At 68.1% G+C, this 17,411-nt stretch carries 16 protein-coding genes; 4 read left to right on the top strand and 12 right to left on the bottom strand.

Translation table 11 applies throughout. From position 1 onward, the window contains the following. The first annotated feature begins 6 nt into the window (after nucleotides 1–6). The gene (locus NCCP691_RS19410) at nucleotides 7–126 is read left to right on the top strand and encodes a hypothetical protein (RefSeq protein ID WP_373870352.1); all 120 of its coding nucleotides are present in this window, start codon (nucleotides 7–9) and stop codon (nucleotides 124–126) included. Here the strand turns inward: NCCP691_RS19410 and NCCP691_RS19415 are convergent. From NCCP691_RS19415 to edd, 6 genes are all read right to left on the bottom strand, one after another. Further along, entirely contained in the window at nucleotides 123–3,230 is a 3,108-nt protein-coding gene (locus tag NCCP691_RS19415; protein ID WP_220810225.1) for an efflux RND transporter permease subunit, read from the bottom strand. The two genes, NCCP691_RS19410 and NCCP691_RS19415, sit on opposite strands and share 4 nt — an antisense overlap. A gap of 20 nt (nucleotides 3,231–3,250) precedes the next feature. Beyond that, the gene (locus NCCP691_RS19420; RefSeq protein WP_220810226.1) at nucleotides 3,251–4,417 is read right to left on the bottom strand and encodes an efflux RND transporter periplasmic adaptor subunit; all 1,167 of its coding nucleotides are present in this window, start codon (nucleotides 4,415–4,417) and stop codon (nucleotides 3,251–3,253) included. A 13-nt stretch (nucleotides 4,418–4,430) separates the two neighbouring features. Further along, the gene (locus tag NCCP691_RS19425) at nucleotides 4,431–5,831 is read right to left on the bottom strand and encodes an efflux transporter outer membrane subunit (RefSeq protein ID WP_238482511.1); all 1,401 of its coding nucleotides are present in this window, start codon (nucleotides 5,829–5,831) and stop codon (nucleotides 4,431–4,433) included. 126 nt (nucleotides 5,832–5,957) lie between these two features. Further along, complete coding sequence (gene rpiA, locus NCCP691_RS19430) at nucleotides 5,958–6,629, bottom strand: ribose-5-phosphate isomerase RpiA (RefSeq protein ID WP_220810227.1); 672 nt, start codon at nucleotides 6,627–6,629, stop codon at nucleotides 5,958–5,960. 105 nt (nucleotides 6,630–6,734) lie between these two features. Then, nucleotides 6,735–7,364: a bifunctional 4-hydroxy-2-oxoglutarate aldolase/2-dehydro-3-deoxy-phosphogluconate aldolase gene (gene eda, locus NCCP691_RS19435; RefSeq protein ID WP_220810228.1), complete on the bottom strand. Its 630-nt coding sequence runs from the start codon at nucleotides 7,362–7,364 to the stop codon at nucleotides 6,735–6,737. Then, nucleotides 7,361–9,277, bottom strand: coding sequence for a phosphogluconate dehydratase (gene edd, locus NCCP691_RS19440; protein WP_220810229.1), 1,917 nt, complete (start codon nucleotides 9,275–9,277; stop codon nucleotides 7,361–7,363). The genes eda and edd overlap by 4 nt, the downstream gene beginning before the upstream one ends. A 245-nt stretch (nucleotides 9,278–9,522) precedes the next feature. Here edd and pgi point away from each other — a divergent pair, with 245 nt between their 5' ends. From pgi to tal, 3 genes are all read left to right on the top strand, one after another. Continuing rightward, nucleotides 9,523–11,178, top strand: coding sequence for a glucose-6-phosphate isomerase (pgi, locus tag NCCP691_RS19445; protein WP_220810230.1), 1,656 nt, complete (start codon nucleotides 9,523–9,525; stop codon nucleotides 11,176–11,178). A gap of 9 nt (nucleotides 11,179–11,187) precedes the next feature. After that, the gene (locus NCCP691_RS19450; protein WP_220810231.1) at nucleotides 11,188–12,057 is read left to right on the top strand and encodes an SIS domain-containing protein; all 870 of its coding nucleotides are present in this window, start codon (nucleotides 11,188–11,190) and stop codon (nucleotides 12,055–12,057) included. 95 nt (nucleotides 12,058–12,152) lie between these two features. Beyond that, nucleotides 12,153–13,088, top strand: a complete 936-nt coding sequence (tal, locus tag NCCP691_RS19455; RefSeq protein ID WP_220810232.1) for a transaldolase — start codon at nucleotides 12,153–12,155, stop codon at nucleotides 13,086–13,088. 37 nt (nucleotides 13,089–13,125) lie between these two features. On the opposite strand, the gene NCCP691_RS19460 is transcribed toward tal, so the two are convergent. From NCCP691_RS19460 to NCCP691_RS19485, 6 genes are all read right to left on the bottom strand, one after another. Then, a complete protein-coding gene (locus NCCP691_RS19460; protein ID WP_220810233.1) occupies nucleotides 13,126–13,740 on the bottom strand; it encodes an FMN-binding negative transcriptional regulator in 615 nt (204 codons plus the stop codon). A gap of 1 nt (nucleotide 13,741) precedes the next feature. Next, entirely contained in the window at nucleotides 13,742–14,203 is a 462-nt protein-coding gene (locus tag NCCP691_RS19465; RefSeq protein WP_220810234.1) for an OsmC family protein, read from the bottom strand. A 145-nt stretch (nucleotides 14,204–14,348) separates the two neighbouring features. Continuing rightward, a complete protein-coding gene (locus NCCP691_RS19470; RefSeq protein ID WP_220810235.1) occupies nucleotides 14,349–14,936 on the bottom strand; it encodes a HupE/UreJ family protein in 588 nt (195 codons plus the stop codon). Between the two features lie 274 nt (nucleotides 14,937–15,210). After that, on the bottom strand, nucleotides 15,211–16,455 hold the full coding sequence (locus NCCP691_RS19475; protein WP_220810236.1) for a CaiB/BaiF CoA transferase family protein: 1,245 nt from the start codon (nucleotides 16,453–16,455) through the stop codon (nucleotides 15,211–15,213). Nucleotides 16,456–16,459: 4 nt separating this feature from the next. Then, nucleotides 16,460–17,056: a recombination mediator RecR gene (gene recR, locus NCCP691_RS19480; protein ID WP_220810237.1), complete on the bottom strand. Its 597-nt coding sequence runs from the start codon at nucleotides 17,054–17,056 to the stop codon at nucleotides 16,460–16,462. 22 nt (nucleotides 17,057–17,078) lie between these two features. Beyond that, nucleotides 17,079–17,405, bottom strand: a complete 327-nt coding sequence (locus NCCP691_RS19485) for a YbaB/EbfC family nucleoid-associated protein (protein ID WP_220810238.1) — start codon at nucleotides 17,403–17,405, stop codon at nucleotides 17,079–17,081. Nucleotides 17,406–17,411 lie beyond the last annotated feature (6 nt).

Raw genomic sequence — 17,411 nt, forward strand, 5'->3', positions numbered from 1 at the left:
GCCGAAATGCTCCATCAGTGGAACCACCACTACAACTGGCACCGCCCGCACCAAGGTATCGGCGGCAAAGCACCAATGTCCAGACTCTCAACCAACCGAAATAACCTCTTGCAACTTCACACCTAGCTCTTCCGGCCCCCCGCTTGCGCCAGCCCTTGCCCGGCCGGTCTTCCGCGCAGTCGATCCCGGATTCGCCGGAACAGGTGCTCGACATCATCCACATAGGTGAACACCGCCGGCACCACCAGCAGGCTCAGGACGGTCGAGGTGATGAGGCCGCCGATCACCGCGATTGCCATCGGCGAGCGGAAGCTGGGATCGGCCTGGCCGATGCCGACCGCGATCGGCAGCATGCCGGCGCCCATCGCCAGCGTGGTCATCACGATCGGCCGTGCCCGCTTGTGGCAGGCATCGATGAGCGCATCGAGGCGGCTCATGCCGTGGTCGCGGCGGGCCACGATCGCGTACTCGACCAGCAGGATGGAGTTCTTGGTCGCAATCCCCATCAGCATGATCAGGCCGATCAGCGACGGCATCGAGAAGCTCTTCTGCGCCAGCAGCAGGCCGACGAAGGCGCCGCCGAGCGACAGCGGCAGCGCGGCGAGAATCGTGACCGGCTGCAGGAAGTCCTTGAACAGCAGCACCAGCACGATGTAAATGCAGAGCACCCCGGTGAGCATCGCCAGGCCGAAGCTGGCGAAGAGTTCGCCCATCACCTCGGCGTCGCCGATTTCCACCACCCTCACTCCGGCCGGCAGGTTCTGCACCGACGGCAGTTTCTGCACCGCCGCGGCGACGTCGCCGAGCGGCAGGCCGGACAGTTCGATCTCGAAATTGATATTGCGTGAACGGTCGTAGCGGTCGATCACCGCCGGACCGCCGGCGACTTCGAGGTCGGCGACCTGGTCGAGCATGACGGGGCCGCGGGCGCCGGGCACGGCGAGGCGGCCGAGCACGGACAGATCGGTGCGGGCCTGGTCCTCGAGCTTGACCACGATCGGCACCTGGCGCTGCGACAGGTTCATCTTCGGCAGGGCCACGTCATAGTCGCCGATGGTGGCGATGCGCAGGGTTTCGCCGATGGCCGCACTGGTCACGCCCAGGTCGGCGGCCCGCGCGAAGTCGGGGCGTACCGCGATCTCCGGGCGGATCAGGCTGGCGGTGGAGGCCACGCTGCCGAGACCGGGAATGGTGCGCAGGTCGCGTTCGACGGCGCGGGCGGCGGCGGCGAGCGCGTTCGGATCTTCGCCGGTCAGCACCAGGATGTACTTTTCCCCCGAACCGCCGAGGCCGACCTTGCTGCGCGCGCCGGGCAGCTTTTCGAGCGCGGCGCGGATGTTGTTCTCGATGCCCTGCTTGCGCGGCCGCTCCCCGCGCGGGCTCAGGCGGATGGTCAGCGTCGCCTTGCGCACCTCGGCGCTGCCCTGCGGACCGAAGGGATCGCCGCCGGCGCTGCCGCCGCCGACCGAGGTATAGACGCTCTGCACATGCTCGACGCCGGCCACCAGCACGCGAGCCTGCTCCGCCGCCGCCAGCGTCTGCTGCAGGGTCGAGCCGGGCGGCAGTTCGAGATAGACCTGGGTCTGGGAATTGTCGTCGGGCGGAATGAAGCCGGTGGGCAGCAGCGGGATCAGGGCCACCGAACCGATGAAGAACAAGGTCGCCAGTGCCATCGTCGCCAGCCGGTGGCGCAGGCTCCAGGACACGCAGCGCAGGTAGGCCGGCATCCAGAAAGGATCGGCGTGCCCGGTCCCGGAAGCGGGCTTGAGCAGATAGGCCGACATCATCGGCGTGAGCATGCGCGCCACCACCAGCGAGGCGAACACCGCCAGCGCCGCCGTCCAGCCGAACTGCTTGAAGAACTTGCCGGCGACGCCGCTCATGAAGGCGGTCGGCAGGAAGACTGCGATCAGCGTAAAGGTGGTGGCGATCACCGCCAGGCCGATCTCATCCGCCGCCTCCATCGCCGCCTGGAACGGCGTCTTGCCCATGCGCAGATGGCGGACGATGTTTTCCACCTCGACGATCGCGTCGTCGACCAGTATGCCGACCACCAGCGACATCGCCAGCAGCGACACCACGTTGATCGAAAAGCCGAGCAGGTACATGCCGATGAAGGCCGGTATCACTGACAGAGGCAGGGCCACCGCCGACACGAAGGTGGCGCGCCAGTCGCGCAGGAACAGCCAGACCACGATCACCGCCAGGATCGCGCCCTCGTACAGCAGGTGCATGGAGCCGCGGTACTCCTCCTCCACCGGCGAGACGAAATCGAAAGCCTGCGTGAGCTGCAGGTCGGGATGCCGCTGTTTCATTTCATCGAGCGCCTGGTGCACCTTGGCGCCGACCTCGACTTCGCTCGCGCCGCGGCTGCGGGCGACCTCGAATCCGACCACCCGTTTGCCGTCGAGCAGTGCCGCGGCGCGCGGTTCGGCGATGGTGTCGGTCACGGTGGCGACCTGGTCGAGACGGATGCGGCGGCCGTCGGGCAGGGCCAGTTCCAGCCGCGCCAGCTCTTCCGCCGAGGCGACGGTGGCGAGCGTGCGCACCGGCTGTTCGCCGCCGCCGAGATCGGCCCGGCCGCCGGCGCTTTCCGTCTGCACCTGCCGCAGCTGGCGCGAGATGTCGGCGGCGGTGGCGCCCAGCGCCTGCAGCTTCGCCGTGTCCAGCGCCACCCTCACCTCGCGGCTGACGCCGCCGACCCGCTTGACGGCGCCGACGCCGGGTACCGCGAGCAGCTTGCGCGAGACATCGTTGTCGACGAACCAGGACAGCGCCTCTTCGTCCAAGCTGGGCGAATAGATGGTGAAGGCCAGCACCGGCTGGCCCGCGAGATCGACCTTGTTGACGATGGGATCGCGCAGATCGCCGGGCAGGTCGGCGCGCACCCGCGCCACCGCCGAGCGCACATCGTCGACCGCTTCCTGCACCGGCTTCTCGAGCCGGAACTCGGCGGTGATCGTGACGACCCCGTCCTGCACCTTGGTATAGATATGCTTGAGGCCCTGCACGGTGGCGATGGAGTCCTCGATCTTGCGGGCGACATCGGTCTCGAGCTGCCCCGGCGCCGCGCCCGGCAGCGATGCGCTCACCGTGACCGTCGGCAGTTCGATGTCGGGAAAGTTCTGGACTTTCATCATGCTGAAGGACAGCATGCCGGCGAAGCTCAGCAGGACGAACAGCATCAGCGCCGGAATCGGATTCCGGATCGACCAGGCGGAAAAATTCATCTGTATGTTCCCATCTCTCGCTACTGGCGCCGCGGCGCCGTCGTCCCGGCCTGCGCCGCGCCGCCATTGCCGTCGCCCACCACGCGCACGGTATCGCCTTCGTTGAGGAAGCCGGCGCCGCTGGCCACCACGCTCGCATCCGGCGGGAGTCCCTCGAGTATCTCGACGCGGTCGCCTATGCGGCGTCCCGGCCTCACCTTGAGCTGGGTGACGCGGTTGTCGGGGCCGAGGCGGAACACATAGCTGAAGCCGTCGCGCAGCACCACCGCCTGTTGGGGCACGGTGAGCGCCGGCGAGCTGCCGAGGTCGAACTCGCCGCGCGCGAACATGCCGGCGCTGGCCGGCGCCGCGTCCGCCGCCGCCGGCTGCAGGTCCACATAGACCAGCGCCGATCGGCTCTGCGGATCGACGGTCGGGCCGATCATGCGCACTTTGCCCTGCAGCCGCGTACCGTTGGCGGCGACCAGCGTGGCCGGCGTGCCTGCCTTGATGCGGCCGAGTTCGGTCGCCGTGACTTCGGCCCGCCATTCCAGGCGTCCCTTGCGGATCAGACGGAACAGCTCGGTCCCGGCGGGCACTACCGCGCCGACCGTCGCCTTGCGCTCGGAAATCACGCCGCTGTCCGGCGCCAGCACTTGCACATGGCGCAGCCGCAGCTGCTGCGCGGCGAGCGTCGCCCTGGCCGCCTGGACGCGCGCGCGGGCGGTCTGCTCGCTGGTCTGGTATTGCGCGATCTGCTGCGCGCTCAGCGCCCCGCTCGCGTCCAGGGTGCGGGCGCGTGCCGCATTGGCCGCCGCATCGGCCGCCAGGGCCTCCGCCTCCATCAGTGCCGCGCGGGCCTGCGCGACGTCGGCTTCGACCGCTTCGCGCGCGAAGATGGCGAGCACCTCGCCCGCGCGCACGCTGTCGCCGACGTTGACACGCACCTCGGCCAGCCGCAGGCCGTTCGATTCGCTGCCGATGCTGGCCTCCTGCCAGGCCATGATGTTGCCGTTGGCCGCGAGCCGGATCGGCAACGGCTGCTGCTGCGGGCGCACCACGCTTACGGTGAGGGCCGGCTTGACGGTTGCCGCCGCGGTCCTGGCGGGCGCTTCGTTCTTCGGCGCCATCAGCGCGATCCCGGCGCCGGCTGCGATGACGACGGCCAGGACGGCGATGACGAGCGGTTTGCGTTTGAATGGTTTCATGCTGTGTAGGCGTTCAGTTCGTTGTGCGCGCCCCGGGCGCGTTCCAGCCGCCGCCGGCGGCGCGGTAGAGCGAGATCCATGCCGCGCGCCTTTCGCGCTCGAGCGTCACCACCGCCGTCTCTGCCGCGAGCAGCGTGCGGCGCGATTCTTCGAGTTCGATCAGGCTCGCCAGGCCGTTGCGATAACGGCTCTCGGCGGCATTGAACGAGCTGCGGTAGCCCTCGGCCGCGGTCAGGACGTCGGCGCTGCGGGCGGCGGTGCTGTGCAGGGTGACCAGGGCTTCTTCCACTTCGCGCACCGCCTGCCGCACGCGGGCACGGTAGTTGGCGGCGGCTTCCTCGTAGCGGGCGCGGGCGGCCTCGACCTCGGCGGCGCGCCGGCCACCGTCGAACAGCGGCAGGCTCAGCGCGAGCGGACCGACCGACCAGGTGTCGAGATCGGCATTCATGCCGCCGCCCCGTAAGTTGGCGATGCCGACCGAGCCGGACAGGCTCAGGCGTGGATAGCGTTGCGCGTGTGCGCCGGCGACCTCGAAGGCGGCGGCCGCCACTTCCCGTTCGGCGCCGAACAGGTCGGGACGCTGGGCCAGCACGGCGGCGGGCAGGTTCTCGATGGCGATGGCCTGTGCCGCCTCCGGCGACACATCGCCGCCGTCGAGGCCCGCCCGCAGTGCCGGTTCGGCGATGGCGGTCAGCGCGACCAGGCTCTTGAGCTCGATCTCGCACTGGGCGCGCTGCTGCAGCAGGCGCGCATTGCCTTCGGCCGCGCTCGCCCTCGCCAGCGCGGCGTTGGCCGGCGCCTGGAAGCCCGCCCTCGCGCTCAGCTCGGACAGGCGCGCGATCTCGCTGCGGGAGGCTGCGTCGGATTCGGCGATCGCCAGTTGCCGCCGGCAGGCGCGCAGGCCGAAATACTGACTGGCGACTTCGGCGGCCACCGTCACCCGGGCCTCGTGCCAGCCCGCCTGTGCGCCTTCCAGCCTGGCATCGGCGGCATTGCGGCTGGCGCGGCGCGCACCGAATACATCGATCTCCCAGGCGGTCTGCAGCGCCGCCTGGGATGTCGTCCCCAGCGGCTGCGGCGGCTGGGCGCTGGTGCGCCCCACGCTGCCGGTGGCGTCGAGCGACGGCACCAGGGCGGCGCCGGCCGCCGTGCGCACCGTCTGCGCCTGGATCATGCGCGAGCGCGCGGCGGCGATCGTGGGACTCGCTTCCTGCGCGGCGGCGATCAGCTGCACCAGTATCGGGTCGCCCTGCTGCTCCCACCAGCGCGACAGGTCGCTCACGCTGCCGTTATGCGGGAGCGGCGCCTGCCATTGCGCCGGCACCGCCTGCTGCGGAGGCGGCGCGGTCAAGCCTGCGCACGCGGCCATCATTCCCGCGAGGCACGCCAGGACGAGATGCTTGAACGGCTTCATCGCTTCCTTTCCGAAATCGCATTGCAGCCGGCATTATCCATCATTCAACTCGCGGCTTTCGCGCCCTGAAAACAAAACAGCCCGCGAGTCATACCGGCGGGCTGCGTGGCGGAAGCGGGCGGCGGTTCAGAAGCTCATCTTCTGCACGCCGTCGCCGGTGCCCAGCAGGGCGACGTCGGCGCCGCGTTGCGCGAACAGGCCGACGGTGACCACGCCGACGATATTGTTGATGCGTGCTTCCAGATCCCGCGGGTCGGCGATGTGCAGGCCGGCCAGGTCGATGATCATGCAGCCGTTGTCGGTGATCAGCGGCTGGCCGTCCTTCATCCGCAGCCGCGGCTCGCCGCCGAGCGCCTTGAGCTGACGGGCCACCGCCGCCTGCGCCATCGGGATCACTTCCACCGGCAGCGGGAACGCGCCGAGTTGCGTGACCAGCTTGGAGCCGTCGGCGATGCAGACGAACCGGCCGGCCACCGAGGCCACGATTTTTTCGCGCGTCAGCGCCGCGCCGCCGCCCTTGATCATCGCGCCATCCGCGGTGATCTCGTCGGCGCCGTCGATGTAGACCGGCAGGAAATCGACGTCATTGAGATCGAGCACCGCGATGCCGTGCGAGCGCAGGCGGGCGGCGGTCGCTTCCGACGAGGCCACCGCGCCCTTGATCCGGTCCTTGATCTTGCCGAGCTCATCGATGAAATAGTTGGCGGTGGAGCCGGTGCCGACGCCGATGATTTCATTGGCCGGCACATATTCGATCGCGGCGCGGGCCACCGCCTGTTTCAGTTCGTCCTGGGTCATGATGCAGTGCAGAGAAAACGGGAAGCGGTATTTTAAGCGCTGCCGGCATCCCGGCCCGCTTTTTCTTTTCCGCGCCGGCGGCTGCCGGTCCCGCTCCGCGTACGCTCAGCGGACCGCCAGCGCCGCGGCGGCCCTGGCGATTTCCCTGATCCTGTCCCAGTCGCCCGCCTGCATCGCATCCTTCGGCGTCAGCCAGGATCCGCCCACGCAGGCGACGTTCTTGCAGGCGAGGAATTGCGGCGCGGTCTCCTGCGAAATCCCCCCGGTCGGACAGAACGTGACGTCCGGCAGCGGACCGGCGATCGCGTTGAGCATGCCGACGCCGCCGGCGGGCACGGCCGGGAACAGCTTGAGCTGCCGGAAGCCGGCATCGCGCGCGGCCATGACTTCCGACGGCGTCATCACGCCGGGCAGAAGCGGCAGGCCGCTGGTCTTCGCCGCCGCCACCAGGGCCGGCGTCAGCCCGGGCGAGACGCCGAACACCGCGCCGGCCTCGCGTGCGGCGGCGAGTTCTTCCGGCTGGGTCAGCGTGCCGACGCCGACGATGGCGCCCGGCACCTGCCCGGCGATGGCGCGGATGGCCGGCAGGCCGTGCGCGGTGCGCAGCGTGATTTCCAGCACCCGGATGCCGCCCTCGACCAGCGCGCGCGCCATCGGCACCGCGTGATCCGGATTGTCGATCGCGATCACCGGGATCACCGGGGACGCGCGCATGATGTCGATCAGGTTCATCATTTGTTCTTCGCTATCAGAAAATCTTCATCGGATTGATTCTCTCCCTCGGGCACCGCCAGCGGGTTGTCTTGCTCTTCGGCCAGGTGCACCGGCGGCGGCAGGCCGAAGGTGGCGGCGCCTTCCTCGGCCGCGCTCACCGAGTGGCGGAACATGGCGAACAGTTCGCGGCCCATGCCGACGTGGCTCGCCGACAGGTCCGCCGGCTCCATCGCGCGCCTGTTCCACTCCGCCTCGTCGACCAGCGCCTGCAGCGTGCCCGTTTCCGCGTCGAGACGGATCAGGTCGCCGTCGCGCACCTTGCCGAGCGGGCCGCCGGCAAGGACTTCGGGCGACACATGGATCGCCGCCGGCACCTTGCCCGACGCGCCCGACATGCGGCCGTCGGTCACCAGCGCCACCCTGCGTCCCGCGTCCTGCAGGCTCGACAGCGCCGGCGTGAGCGCATGCAGTTCGGGCATGCCGTTGGCGCGCGGTCCCTGGTAGCGCACCACCGCCACGAAATCGCGGTCCAGCCTGCCGGCCTTGTAGGCATCCATCAGCGCCTCCTGCGAATTGAACACCAGCGCCGGCGCTTCCACCACCCTATGCTGGGGCTTCACCGCCGAGACCTTGATCACGGCGCGGCCGAGATTGCCGTTGAGCAGACGCAGGCCGCCATCTCTGGAAAAAGGATCCGACGCCTTGCGCAGCACCGCGCTGTCGCCGCTTTCCGCGGCCGCCGGCTTCCACACCAGCTTGCCGTCCTCGAGGAAGGGTTCGGTGCAGTGGGCGCGCAGGCCCTCGCCGAGCACGGTGGTGACGTCTTCATGCAGCAGGCCGGCGTCGAGCAGTTCGCGGATCACGAAGCCGGTGCCGCCGGCGGCGTGGAAGTGGTTGACGTCGGCATCGCCGTTCGGATAGATGCGGGTCAGCAGCGGCACCACGGAAGACAGTTCATCGAAGTCGTTCCAGTCGATCACGATGCCCGCCGCGCGCGCGATGGCGACCAGGTGCAGGGTGTGATTGGTCGACCCGCCGGTGGCCAGCAGCGCGACGATGGCATTGACGATGGCCTTTTCATCGACCACGCGGCCGACCGGGATGTAGCGCTCTCCCTGCGCGCTGATGGCCACCGCCCGCTTCGCGCCGGCCGCGGTGAGCGCATCGCGCAGTTCGGTGCCGGGCGTGATGAAGGCGGTGCCCGGAAGGTGCAGGCCCATGACTTCCATCAGCATCTGGTTGCTGTTGGCCGTGCCATAGAAGGTGCAGGTGCCGGCGCCGTGATAGGACGAGGCTTCCGACTCGAGCAGCGCGTCGCGCCCCACCTTGCCCTGCGCATAGAGCTGGCGCACCCTGGCTTTTTCCGCGTTGGAAATGCCGGTGGTCATCGGCCCGGCCGGCAGGAAGACCGCCGGCAGATGGCCGAAATGCAGCGCCCCGATCAGCAGTCCCGGCACGATCTTGTCGCACACGCCGAGGTAGACGGCCGCGTCGAACATGTTGTGCGACAGCGCCACTGCGGTGGCCATCGCGATCGTGTCGCGCGAGAACAGCGACAGCTCCATGCCGGGCTGCCCCTGGGTCACGCCGTCGCACATGGCCGGGGTGCCGCCGGCGAACTGGGCGACCGCCCCCGCCTCGCGCACCGCTTCCTTGATGATGCGCGGGAAGCCCTCGAACGGCTGGTGCGCCGACAGCATGTCGTTGTAGGCGGAAACAATGGCGACGGAGGGCACCTTGTATTGTTTCAGTTTCAGTTTGTCATTCGCCGGAAAGGCGGCGAAGCCGTGGGCGAGATTGGTGCAGGCCAGGGTGCCGCGGTGCACGCCCTGCACGCGCGCGGCGTCCAGGCGGGCCAGGTAGGCATCGCGCCAGGGCTTGCTGCGGGCGACGATGCGGCGGGTGACGGAGTCGAGAACGGAATGAATGGGCATGATGGATGAACCGGAGTGGTGCAGTGTTCTGAAATTTTACTACAGGAAGTCAGGACGGCGAGCTGCGGCGTTCCGATGAAGCGCGCCGCAGCGGGAAAGAACAGGGAAAGAACGAAATGGTATGCACGAATGGCCCGGAGCGGCGCTGAGAAATCGCAATGAAGGGGGCCCGGGCTGCACTACCATGTAGTGATTTTTCCTGGTTCTACGGTATAGTTGCCATGTTCACAGCTTCAAGCGTCTCCATGCCCCAGCAAGCCACCACCGGACTGCCTGCCTACCAAGCACTCGCCGACCACCATCTGCAGGCGAGGACCTGGCAGATGCGCGACCTCTTCTCCGCCCCCGGCAACCGCTTCGCGGCGTTTTCCGTCGAAGCCGCCGGACTGCTGCTCGATTATTCCAAGAACCGGATCGACGCCACCACGATGCGCCTGCTGGCCCAGCTGCTGCGGGAAGCCGGCGTCGAGGCGCGGCGCGATGCGATGTTCGGCGGCCAGCGCATCAACGACACGGAACAGCGCGCGGTACTGCATACCGCCCTGCGCGCGCCGCGCGGCAGGCCGCTGGTGGTGGATGGACAGGATGTGAACGCAGAGGTTCATGCGGTGCTCGACCGGGTCTGCGCGTTCGCCGGGCGGGTGCGCTCCGGCAACTGGACCGGCCGCAGCGGCAAGCCGGTGACCGACATCGTCAACATCGGCATCGGCGGCTCCGACCTCGGCCCGGAGATGGTGTGCAAGGCCCTGCGCGGCTTCGCCGACCCGCGCCTGCGCCTGCATTTCGTCGCCAATGTCGACGGCCACGATCTCGATGCGGTCCTGTCGCGTCTGCAGGCCGACAGCACGCTGTTCGTGATCGCCTCCAAGACCTTCACCACGCGCGAGACGATGATGAATGCCCAGTCCGCGCGCGCCTGGTTCCTGCGCCAGGGCGGAAGGGAGGACGAGCTGGCCCGGCACTTCGTCGCGGTCTCCACCAACAGCGCGGCAGTGCGCGCCTTCGGCATCGATACCGACAACATGTTCCCGTTCTGGGACTGGGTCGGCGGTCGCTATTCCGTCTGGTCGGCGATCGGACTGCCGGTCGCGCTGGCGGTCGGACCCGAACGCTTCCGCGAGTTCCTGGCCGGCGCCCATGCGATGGACGAGCATTTCCGCAGCACGCCGCTGGAGCGCAACATGCCCGCGATCCTGGCCGCGCTCGGCATCTGGTACCGCAACTTCTTCGGCAGCGCCTCGCTTTCCATCGCGCCCTATCACCAGGACCTGTCCCAGTTCGCCGCCTACCTGCAGCAGCTGGAGATGGAAAGCAACGGCAAGCGGGTGCGCGCCGACGGCAGCGACGTCGACCTCGCCACCTGCCCGGTGGTCTGGGGCGATGTCGGCACCAACGGCCAGCATGCCTATTTCCAGCTGCTGCACCAGGGCACCGACCTGATCCCGGTCGACTTCATCGCCGCGCTGCGCCCGTCGCATGCGCTGCCCGGCCACCACGAGGCGCTGCTCGCCAACTGTTTCGCCCAGGCGGAGGCCTTCATGCTCGGCAAGACGGCGGAGGAAGTGCGCGAGGAAATGCGGGCGCAGAACCTGCCGGAGGATCGCATCGCCGCCCTGCTGCCTCACCGCACCTTCCCCGGCAACCGGCCGAGCAACATGATCCTGATGGACGCGCTCACGCCCGCGTCGCTCGGCGCGCTGATCGCGCTGTACGAACACAAGGTCTTCGTGCAGGGCGTGGCATGGGGCGTCAACAGTTTCGACCAGTGGGGCGTCGAGCTGGGCAAGGTGCTGGCCAGCACGCTGGAGAGGGAGATCGGCGGCGAGCCCCGCCCGCAGGCTCACGACGCCTCGACCAGCGCACTCATCGAACGGGCCCGGCAGGCCCTGCGCACAACATAGCAACACGCCATGCTGCTTGACTCGATACGCACCCAGCTCGACGCGCTGTCCCGGTCGGAAAAGAAAGTCGGCCTCGCCGTCCTCAAGAATCCCGACCATGCGGTCTCCGGCAACATCACCGCGCTCGCCAGGAGCGCGCAGGTGTCGGAGCCGACCGTGGTCCGCTTCTGCCGGGCGCTCGGCTACGACGGCTGGCATGAGTTCAAGCTGAAGCTGGCGCAGACCCTGGCGCTGGCGCTGCCGCAGGCCGATGAATCCCCGCTGCAGGACGACCTCGCCTCCGACCTGGTCAGCAAGATCTGCAGCCGCTCCATCAACGCCCTGCTCGACCTGCGCAACAACCTGCAGCCGGCGGCGATCGAGCGCGCGCTCGACGTGCTCGCCCGGTCCGACAAGATCGAGTTCTGGGGACAAGGCACCTCGGGCATCGTCGCCGCCGATGCGCAGCACAAGTTCTTCCGCTCCGGCGTGTACACGGTCGCCTATTCCGACCCGCACATCCATGCGATCTCCGCCGCCCTGCTGAAGAAGGGCGACACGGTGGTCGCCATTTCCCAGCGCGGCAACAGCACCGCGCTGCTGCACAGCGTGCAGCTGGCGCGCAAGCTGGGCGCGGACGTGATCGCGCTCACCCCGAGCGGCACGCCGCTGTCCGAGATCGCGACCGTGCTGGTGCCGATCGACCTGAGCTTCAACATCGACCCCTACACCCCGATCTCGGCGCGCCTGGCGCACCTGGTCGTGATCGACATCCTCGCGGTCGGCCTCGCGCTCAAGGGCGGGCCGGAATTCCGCAAGAAGATGCAAAATGCGCAAAAGGCGCTGCAGAAGCTCGACATGCAGTTCGACTCCTTCCTGCGCCACCCGCCGAAACTGTAGCCGTCTTGCCCGGCCTCAAGCCGCAAACCGAAAGCCCGCGCCGGCTTGCGGGTATCATGCATGTTTTGTTGCCTCCACCTTGAAGCCGCATTGCCATGAACCAGCTCGAACAACTGAAGCAGTACACCACCATCGTCGCCGACACCGGCGATTTCCAGGCGATGAAGGCGTTCGCGCCGCAGGACGCCACCACCAACCCGTCGCTGATCCTGAAGGCGGTACAGAAGGATGAATACCGGCCGCTGCTGGAAAAGGCGGTGCGCGACCATGGCGGCAAGCCGACCGAAGAAGTGATCGACAACCTGCTGGTCGCCTTCGGCATGGAGATCCTGAAACTGATTCCCGGCCGCGTCTCGACCGAGACCGACGCCCGCCTGTCCTTTGACACCGAGGGCACGATCGCCAAGGGCCGGGCGCTGATCGCGCTCTATGAAAAGGCCGGCATTCCGCGCGAGCGCGTGCTGATCAAGATCGCCTCCACCTGGGAAGGCATCCGCGCCGCGGAAGTGCTGGAAAAGGAAGGCATCCGCTGCAACCTCACCCTGCTGTTCTCACTGCCGCAGGCGATCGCCTGCGCCGAAGCCGGCGTGCAGCTGATCTCGCCGTTCGTCGGCCGCATCTACGACTGGTACAAGAAGTCGACCGGCCAGGAGTACAGCGGCGCCGACGATCCGGGCGTGCAGTCGGTACGCCGCATCTACACCTATTTCCGCAAGTTCGGCTACCGCACCGAAGTCATGGGCGCGAGCTTCCGCAATACCTCCCAGATCACCGAACTGGCGGGCTGTGACCTGCTCACCATCAGCCCCGATCTGCTGCAGAAGCTGGCCGAGAGCAATGCGCCGGTGGAACGCAAGCTGAGCGTGCAGCAGGCCGAGGCGGCCGATCTGCAAAAGATCGCGCTCGATGAAAAGACCTTCCGCTTCCAGCTCAACGAGGATGCGATGGCCACCGAGAAGCTGGCCGAAGGCATCCGCCAGTTCTGCGCGGACGCGATCAAGCTCGACAAGCTGGTCGAAGCGTTGCGCTGAGCACTTCGCGCCTTGTCGAGTCACGGGCGCGGCGGCCTCAGCGCAGCCGCGCCATGTGCTCCGCCACATCGGCGGCGCCACCGCCCTCGGCGCGCAGGCCCTGCTCGACCCCCGCGCGGTTCGCCTCCGGCTGGTTCTGGCTCATCTTCCACTTGCCCGCGATGCGCGCAATCTCCAGTTCGATGCCCACGATCTGCCCGAGCAGCTTGTGCAGATAGTCGTCGGGCGCGTCGTCCAGCTTCCATGGCGCCGGCCGCCCGGCCTCGAAACGGTTCGTCAGGCGATCGACGAGCGCGCGCAGCCAGGCGGGATCATCGACGACCCGCAGCGGACCGCCGGCATGCACCGCGATGTAGTTCCAGGTCGGGACCGCCCTGCCATGTTCCGCCTTGCCGGGATAGAACGATGGGCTGATGTAGGCGGACGGCCCCTGGAAGATCGCCAGCGCTTCGCACGGCGCGGCACGCCACAGCGGATTGGCGCGCGCCACGTGCGCCCTCAGCACGCCCTGCTCCGTGTCGAGCTCGAACGGCAGATGATTGGCCTCGAGCCCGTCCGGCCCGCTGACGACCAGCGCACCGAGCGGATGCTCGCGGATCAGCGCGTGCAATACCGCTTCACGGCTTTCCTCGAAATGGCGGGGGATGTACATGCTAGCTGCCCTCGACCACGATCGCGCAGGTCAGGGAGTTGGCGATGAAGCATTCCTCGTGCGACCGGTGGTGCAGCCGATCCAGCTCCGCCCGGTCCGGCACGCGCTCGCCGCCGAAGCGGATTTCAGGCCGCAGCACGATGCGCGTCATCGCCATCTTTCCGCCGGCATTCCTGTCCATGAAGCCTTCCGCCCGGTCGACGTAGCTGTCCACCACGTAGCCGGCGCGCGCGGCGAACGACAGGAAGAACAGCATGTGGCAGCTCGACGCCGCCGCCACCAGCGCCTCTTCCGGATCCACGTTGGCCGCGACCGACATCGGCAGCGGCACGATCGAAGGCGAAGACGAGGCCGCCACTTTCGCGCCGCCGTCGAAAGACCACTCATGTCCGCGGCTGTAGCGGTTATCGGTGAATGTCTGGCCGTCGCGCGTCCAGCTGACGGTGGCCTGATAAGCATGCATGGCATCTTTCCCCTTGGTTGAAACACGCATAGCTTAATTCCGGACTTGGCTTTCCTGAAGTACCTATCAATAGAATTCCGGTGTACCAGTGCTGCGCGCATCCGACCAGGCTTGCCGTCATGCCCCCTGGCTTCGCTTCAGAGCGTCAGATCGCGGCCAGCATCCAGGCGCCCGCGAATGCGACGCCCGCGCCGGCGGCGCGCACGATGGCCGCGTGCAGCCCCTGCAGCAGGCGGCTGCCGGCGGCGCCGGCCAGATGCAGCGCCAGCGTGGCAGCCAGGAAGCCGGCGGCATAGCCGGCGGCGGACGTCTGCGCGGGCAGCTCGGCGCCGTGCGCGAACCCATGGCACATCGCGAACAGCGCGACGAGCGCGCCGCCCGCCAGTGCAGGCATGCGAACCGCGAAAGCCACCGTCAGGCCGAGCACCAGGACCGAGGCTGCAATGCCCGGTTCCACGAGCGGCAGCGAAAAGCCGCCGAAGGCGAGCAAGGCACCGAACGCCATCGCCGCCGGAAACAGCGCCAGCAGGCTCCACGCCATGCGACGCTGCTGCGCGGCCCAGACGCCCGCCGCGAGCATCGCCAGCAGGTGGTCCCAGCCCGACAGCGGATGCAGGAAGCCGCTCGACAGGCCGGCGGCGTGGTGGGCGCCGGGATGGGCGAACGCGGGCGCGGCCAGCAGGCCGACGGCAATGAGTGCGAGGGATCGAAGTGCGACGGACGGACGGGGCATGCTTTCTCCAGTGTGCTGTTGATTGTCCCGGTTTTGGCGCATCGCGCACCGAAATGGGCCGGCATCGGGCACATCCGGGTGCGAATCGCCGGCACGGCACCACGCCGGTGCGATTTCCGGTTTCACGGCTGAATTAGCAAAAGGCAAGCCTGCCCGGCCTGCGGACGGAATCAGCCGATCGGCAGTCCGTTGAAGGTGAAATAGCCGGCCAGGAAAAGTGCCAGCGCGATCAGCAGCTGCTTCCAGAATGTCTTCTTGTCCATCGTAGCGTCTCCTAGATTACTTTTTCTTTTCTGAGGGCGGCGATGCCCTCGTCGTCATAGCCGAGCGCGCGCAGAATCTGCTCGTTGTGTTCGCCCAGCTTCGGGCCGAGCCATTCCGTCCTGCCCGGCGTGGCGGACAGTTTCGGCGTAATCGCCGGCATCCTGACCGGCGTGCCGTCGGCGAACGCATGCTGCTCGAACATGCCGCGCGCGAGAAACTGCGGATCGTTCATCATGTCGCGCACCGAATAGATCTTCCCCACGGGGACGTCGGCGGCCTTGAGTGCGGCCAGCGCGGAATCGATATCGTGCCGCGCGCACCAGTCCTGTATCGCGCCGTCGATTTCCTCGGTGCGCGCCACCCGGCCGTCGTTGCGCGCCAGTTGCGGATCGGCGGCCATGTCCTCGCGTCCTATCGCCAGCATCAGCCGCCTGAAGATGGCGTCGCCGTTGCCGGCGATGACGATGTTCTCGCCGTCGCCGGTGGTGTAGGTATTGGACGGCACGATGCCGGGCAAGGCACCCCCGGTGCGCTCCCGCACCACGCCCGCGTGATCGTATTCCGGCACCAGCGACTCCATCATGTTGAACACCGCCTCGTAGAGCGCGACGTCCACCATCTGCCCCTGCCCGGCCACGCACTCCGCGCCCTGCCGGCCGTTCCAGCGCCCGCCGGTGACGTCGCGGTGCCGCAGCGCCATCATCGCGCCGATCACGCCGTGCAGCGCCGCCACCGAGTCGCCGATGGAGATGCCGATGCGCACGGGCGGCCGGTCGGGATGGCCGGACACATAGCGCAGGCCGCCCATCGATTCGCCGATCGCGCCGAATCCGGGCTGGTCCCTCATCGGCCCCGTCTGCCCGTAGCCGGACAGGCGGACCATGATGGCGGCCGGGTTGATACGCCTGAGGTCCTCATAGCCGAGCCCCCATTTCTCGAGCACGCCGGGGCGATAGTTCTCGATGACGATGTCGGCGTCGAGTGCGAGCCGGCGCGCAATGTCCTGCGCGCGCTCGTCCTTCAGGTTGAGGGTGATGCTTTTCTTGTTGCGCGACTGGACCGACCACCAGAGCGAAGTGCCATCCTTGAGTACCCGCCACTGGCGGATCGGGTCGCCGCCGTCGGGGCTTTCAACCTTGATCACCTCGGCGCCGAACTCGGCCAGCATGCGGGAACAGAACGGGCCGGCGATCAGCGTGCCGAGCTCCAGCACCTTGATGCCGGCCAGCGGTCCCTGGCGCGTCGGCTCGCTCATGGCATCAGGTGGCGCGGCGGTCGAGCATCGCGCGTGCGATGGTGCCGGCGTCGACGTATTCAAGTTCGCCTCCCACCGGCACGCCGCGGGCAAGCCGGCTGACCTTCAGGCCGCGCGCCTTGAGCGTCTCGCTGATGTAGTGCGCGGTGGCCTCGCCCTCGTTCGTGAAGTTCGTGGCCAGCACCACTTCCTGCACGATGCCGTCGGTGGCCCGGCGCACCAGCTTCTCCAGGTGGATGTCCCTGGGTCCTATGCCGTCGAGCGGCGACAGATGCCCCATCAGCACGAAGTACAGTCCCTTGTAGGTCATGGTCTGCTCGATCATCAGCTGATCGGCGGGCGTCTCCACCACGCACAGCAGGCCGGCGTCGCGCTCGGGATCGAGGCAGGTCTCGCAGACCTCGTGCTCGGTGAAGGTATTGCAGCTGGCGCAGTGGCGCACGCGCTCGACCGCCTGGCTCAGCGCGCGGCCGAGCAGCGACGCCCCCTCCCTGTCGTGCTGCATCAGGTGATAGGCCATGCGCTGGGCCGACTTCGGCCCCACGCCGGGCAGCCGGCGCAGCGCTTCGGTCAGGAATTCGAGACTGGTCGGGGCTTTCAATGCGATCCTGCCTGCGGCATCCTCAGAACGGCATCTTGAAGCCGGGCGGCAGCGGCATGCCGGCCGTGATGCTTGCCATCTTTTCCGAGGAGGTGGCCTCGGCCTTGCGCACCGCGTCGTTGAACGCGGCCGCCACCAGGTCTTCCAGCATGTCCTTGTCGTCGCCGAGCAGCGACGGATCGATGACGACGCGCTTGACGTCGTGCTTGCAGGTCATGACGACCTTCACCATGCCGGCGCCGGACTGGCCCTCGACCTCGATCGATGCAAGCTGCTCCTGCATCTTCTTCATGTTGTCCTGCATTTGCTGGGCTTGCTTCATCAGCCCGGCGAGTTGGCCCTTCATCATGTTCAT

It is taken from the genome of Noviherbaspirillum aridicola (assembly GCF_019656455.1).
GTDB classification, from domain to species: Bacteria; Pseudomonadota; Gammaproteobacteria; order Burkholderiales; family Burkholderiaceae_D; genus Noviherbaspirillum; species Noviherbaspirillum aridicola.

Coding starts and splice junctions, on each gene's coding strand:
- NCCP691_RS19460 (WP_220810233.1), bottom strand. CDS start 13,740: ATGTACATCCCCCGCCATTTCGAGGAAAGCCGTGAAGCGGTATTGCAC.
- pgi (WP_220810230.1), top strand. CDS start 9,523: ATGCCCCAGCAAGCCACCACCGGACTGCCTGCCTACCAAGCACTCGCC.
- NCCP691_RS19425 (WP_238482511.1), bottom strand. CDS start 5,831: ATGAAGCCGTTCAAGCATCTCGTCCTGGCGTGCCTCGCGGGAATGATG.
- NCCP691_RS19485 (WP_220810238.1), bottom strand. CDS start 17,405: ATGATGAAGGGCCAACTCGCCGGGCTGATGAAGCAAGCCCAGCAAATG.
- eda (WP_220810228.1), bottom strand. CDS start 7,364: ATGATGAACCTGATCGACATCATGCGCGCGTCCCCGGTGATCCCGGTG.
- rpiA (WP_220810227.1), bottom strand. CDS start 6,629: ATGACCCAGGACGAACTGAAACAGGCGGTGGCCCGCGCCGCGATCGAA.
- NCCP691_RS19465 (WP_220810234.1), bottom strand. CDS start 14,203: ATGCATGCTTATCAGGCCACCGTCAGCTGGACGCGCGACGGCCAGACA.
- tal (WP_220810232.1), top strand. CDS start 12,153: ATGAACCAGCTCGAACAACTGAAGCAGTACACCACCATCGTCGCCGAC.
- NCCP691_RS19410 (WP_373870352.1), top strand. CDS start 7: ATGCTCCATCAGTGGAACCACCACTACAACTGGCACCGCCCGCACCAA.
- edd (WP_220810229.1), bottom strand. CDS start 9,277: ATGCCCATTCATTCCGTTCTCGACTCCGTCACCCGCCGCATCGTCGCC.
- NCCP691_RS19470 (WP_220810235.1), bottom strand. CDS start 14,936: ATGCCCCGTCCGTCCGTCGCACTTCGATCCCTCGCACTCATTGCCGTC.
- NCCP691_RS19450 (WP_220810231.1), top strand. CDS start 11,188: ATGCTGCTTGACTCGATACGCACCCAGCTCGACGCGCTGTCCCGGTCG.
- NCCP691_RS19415 (WP_220810225.1), bottom strand. CDS start 3,230: ATGAATTTTTCCGCCTGGTCGATCCGGAATCCGATTCCGGCGCTGATG.
- NCCP691_RS19475 (WP_220810236.1), bottom strand. CDS start 16,455: ATGAGCGAGCCGACGCGCCAGGGACCGCTGGCCGGCATCAAGGTGCTG.
- NCCP691_RS19420 (WP_220810226.1), bottom strand. CDS start 4,417: ATGAAACCATTCAAACGCAAACCGCTCGTCATCGCCGTCCTGGCCGTC.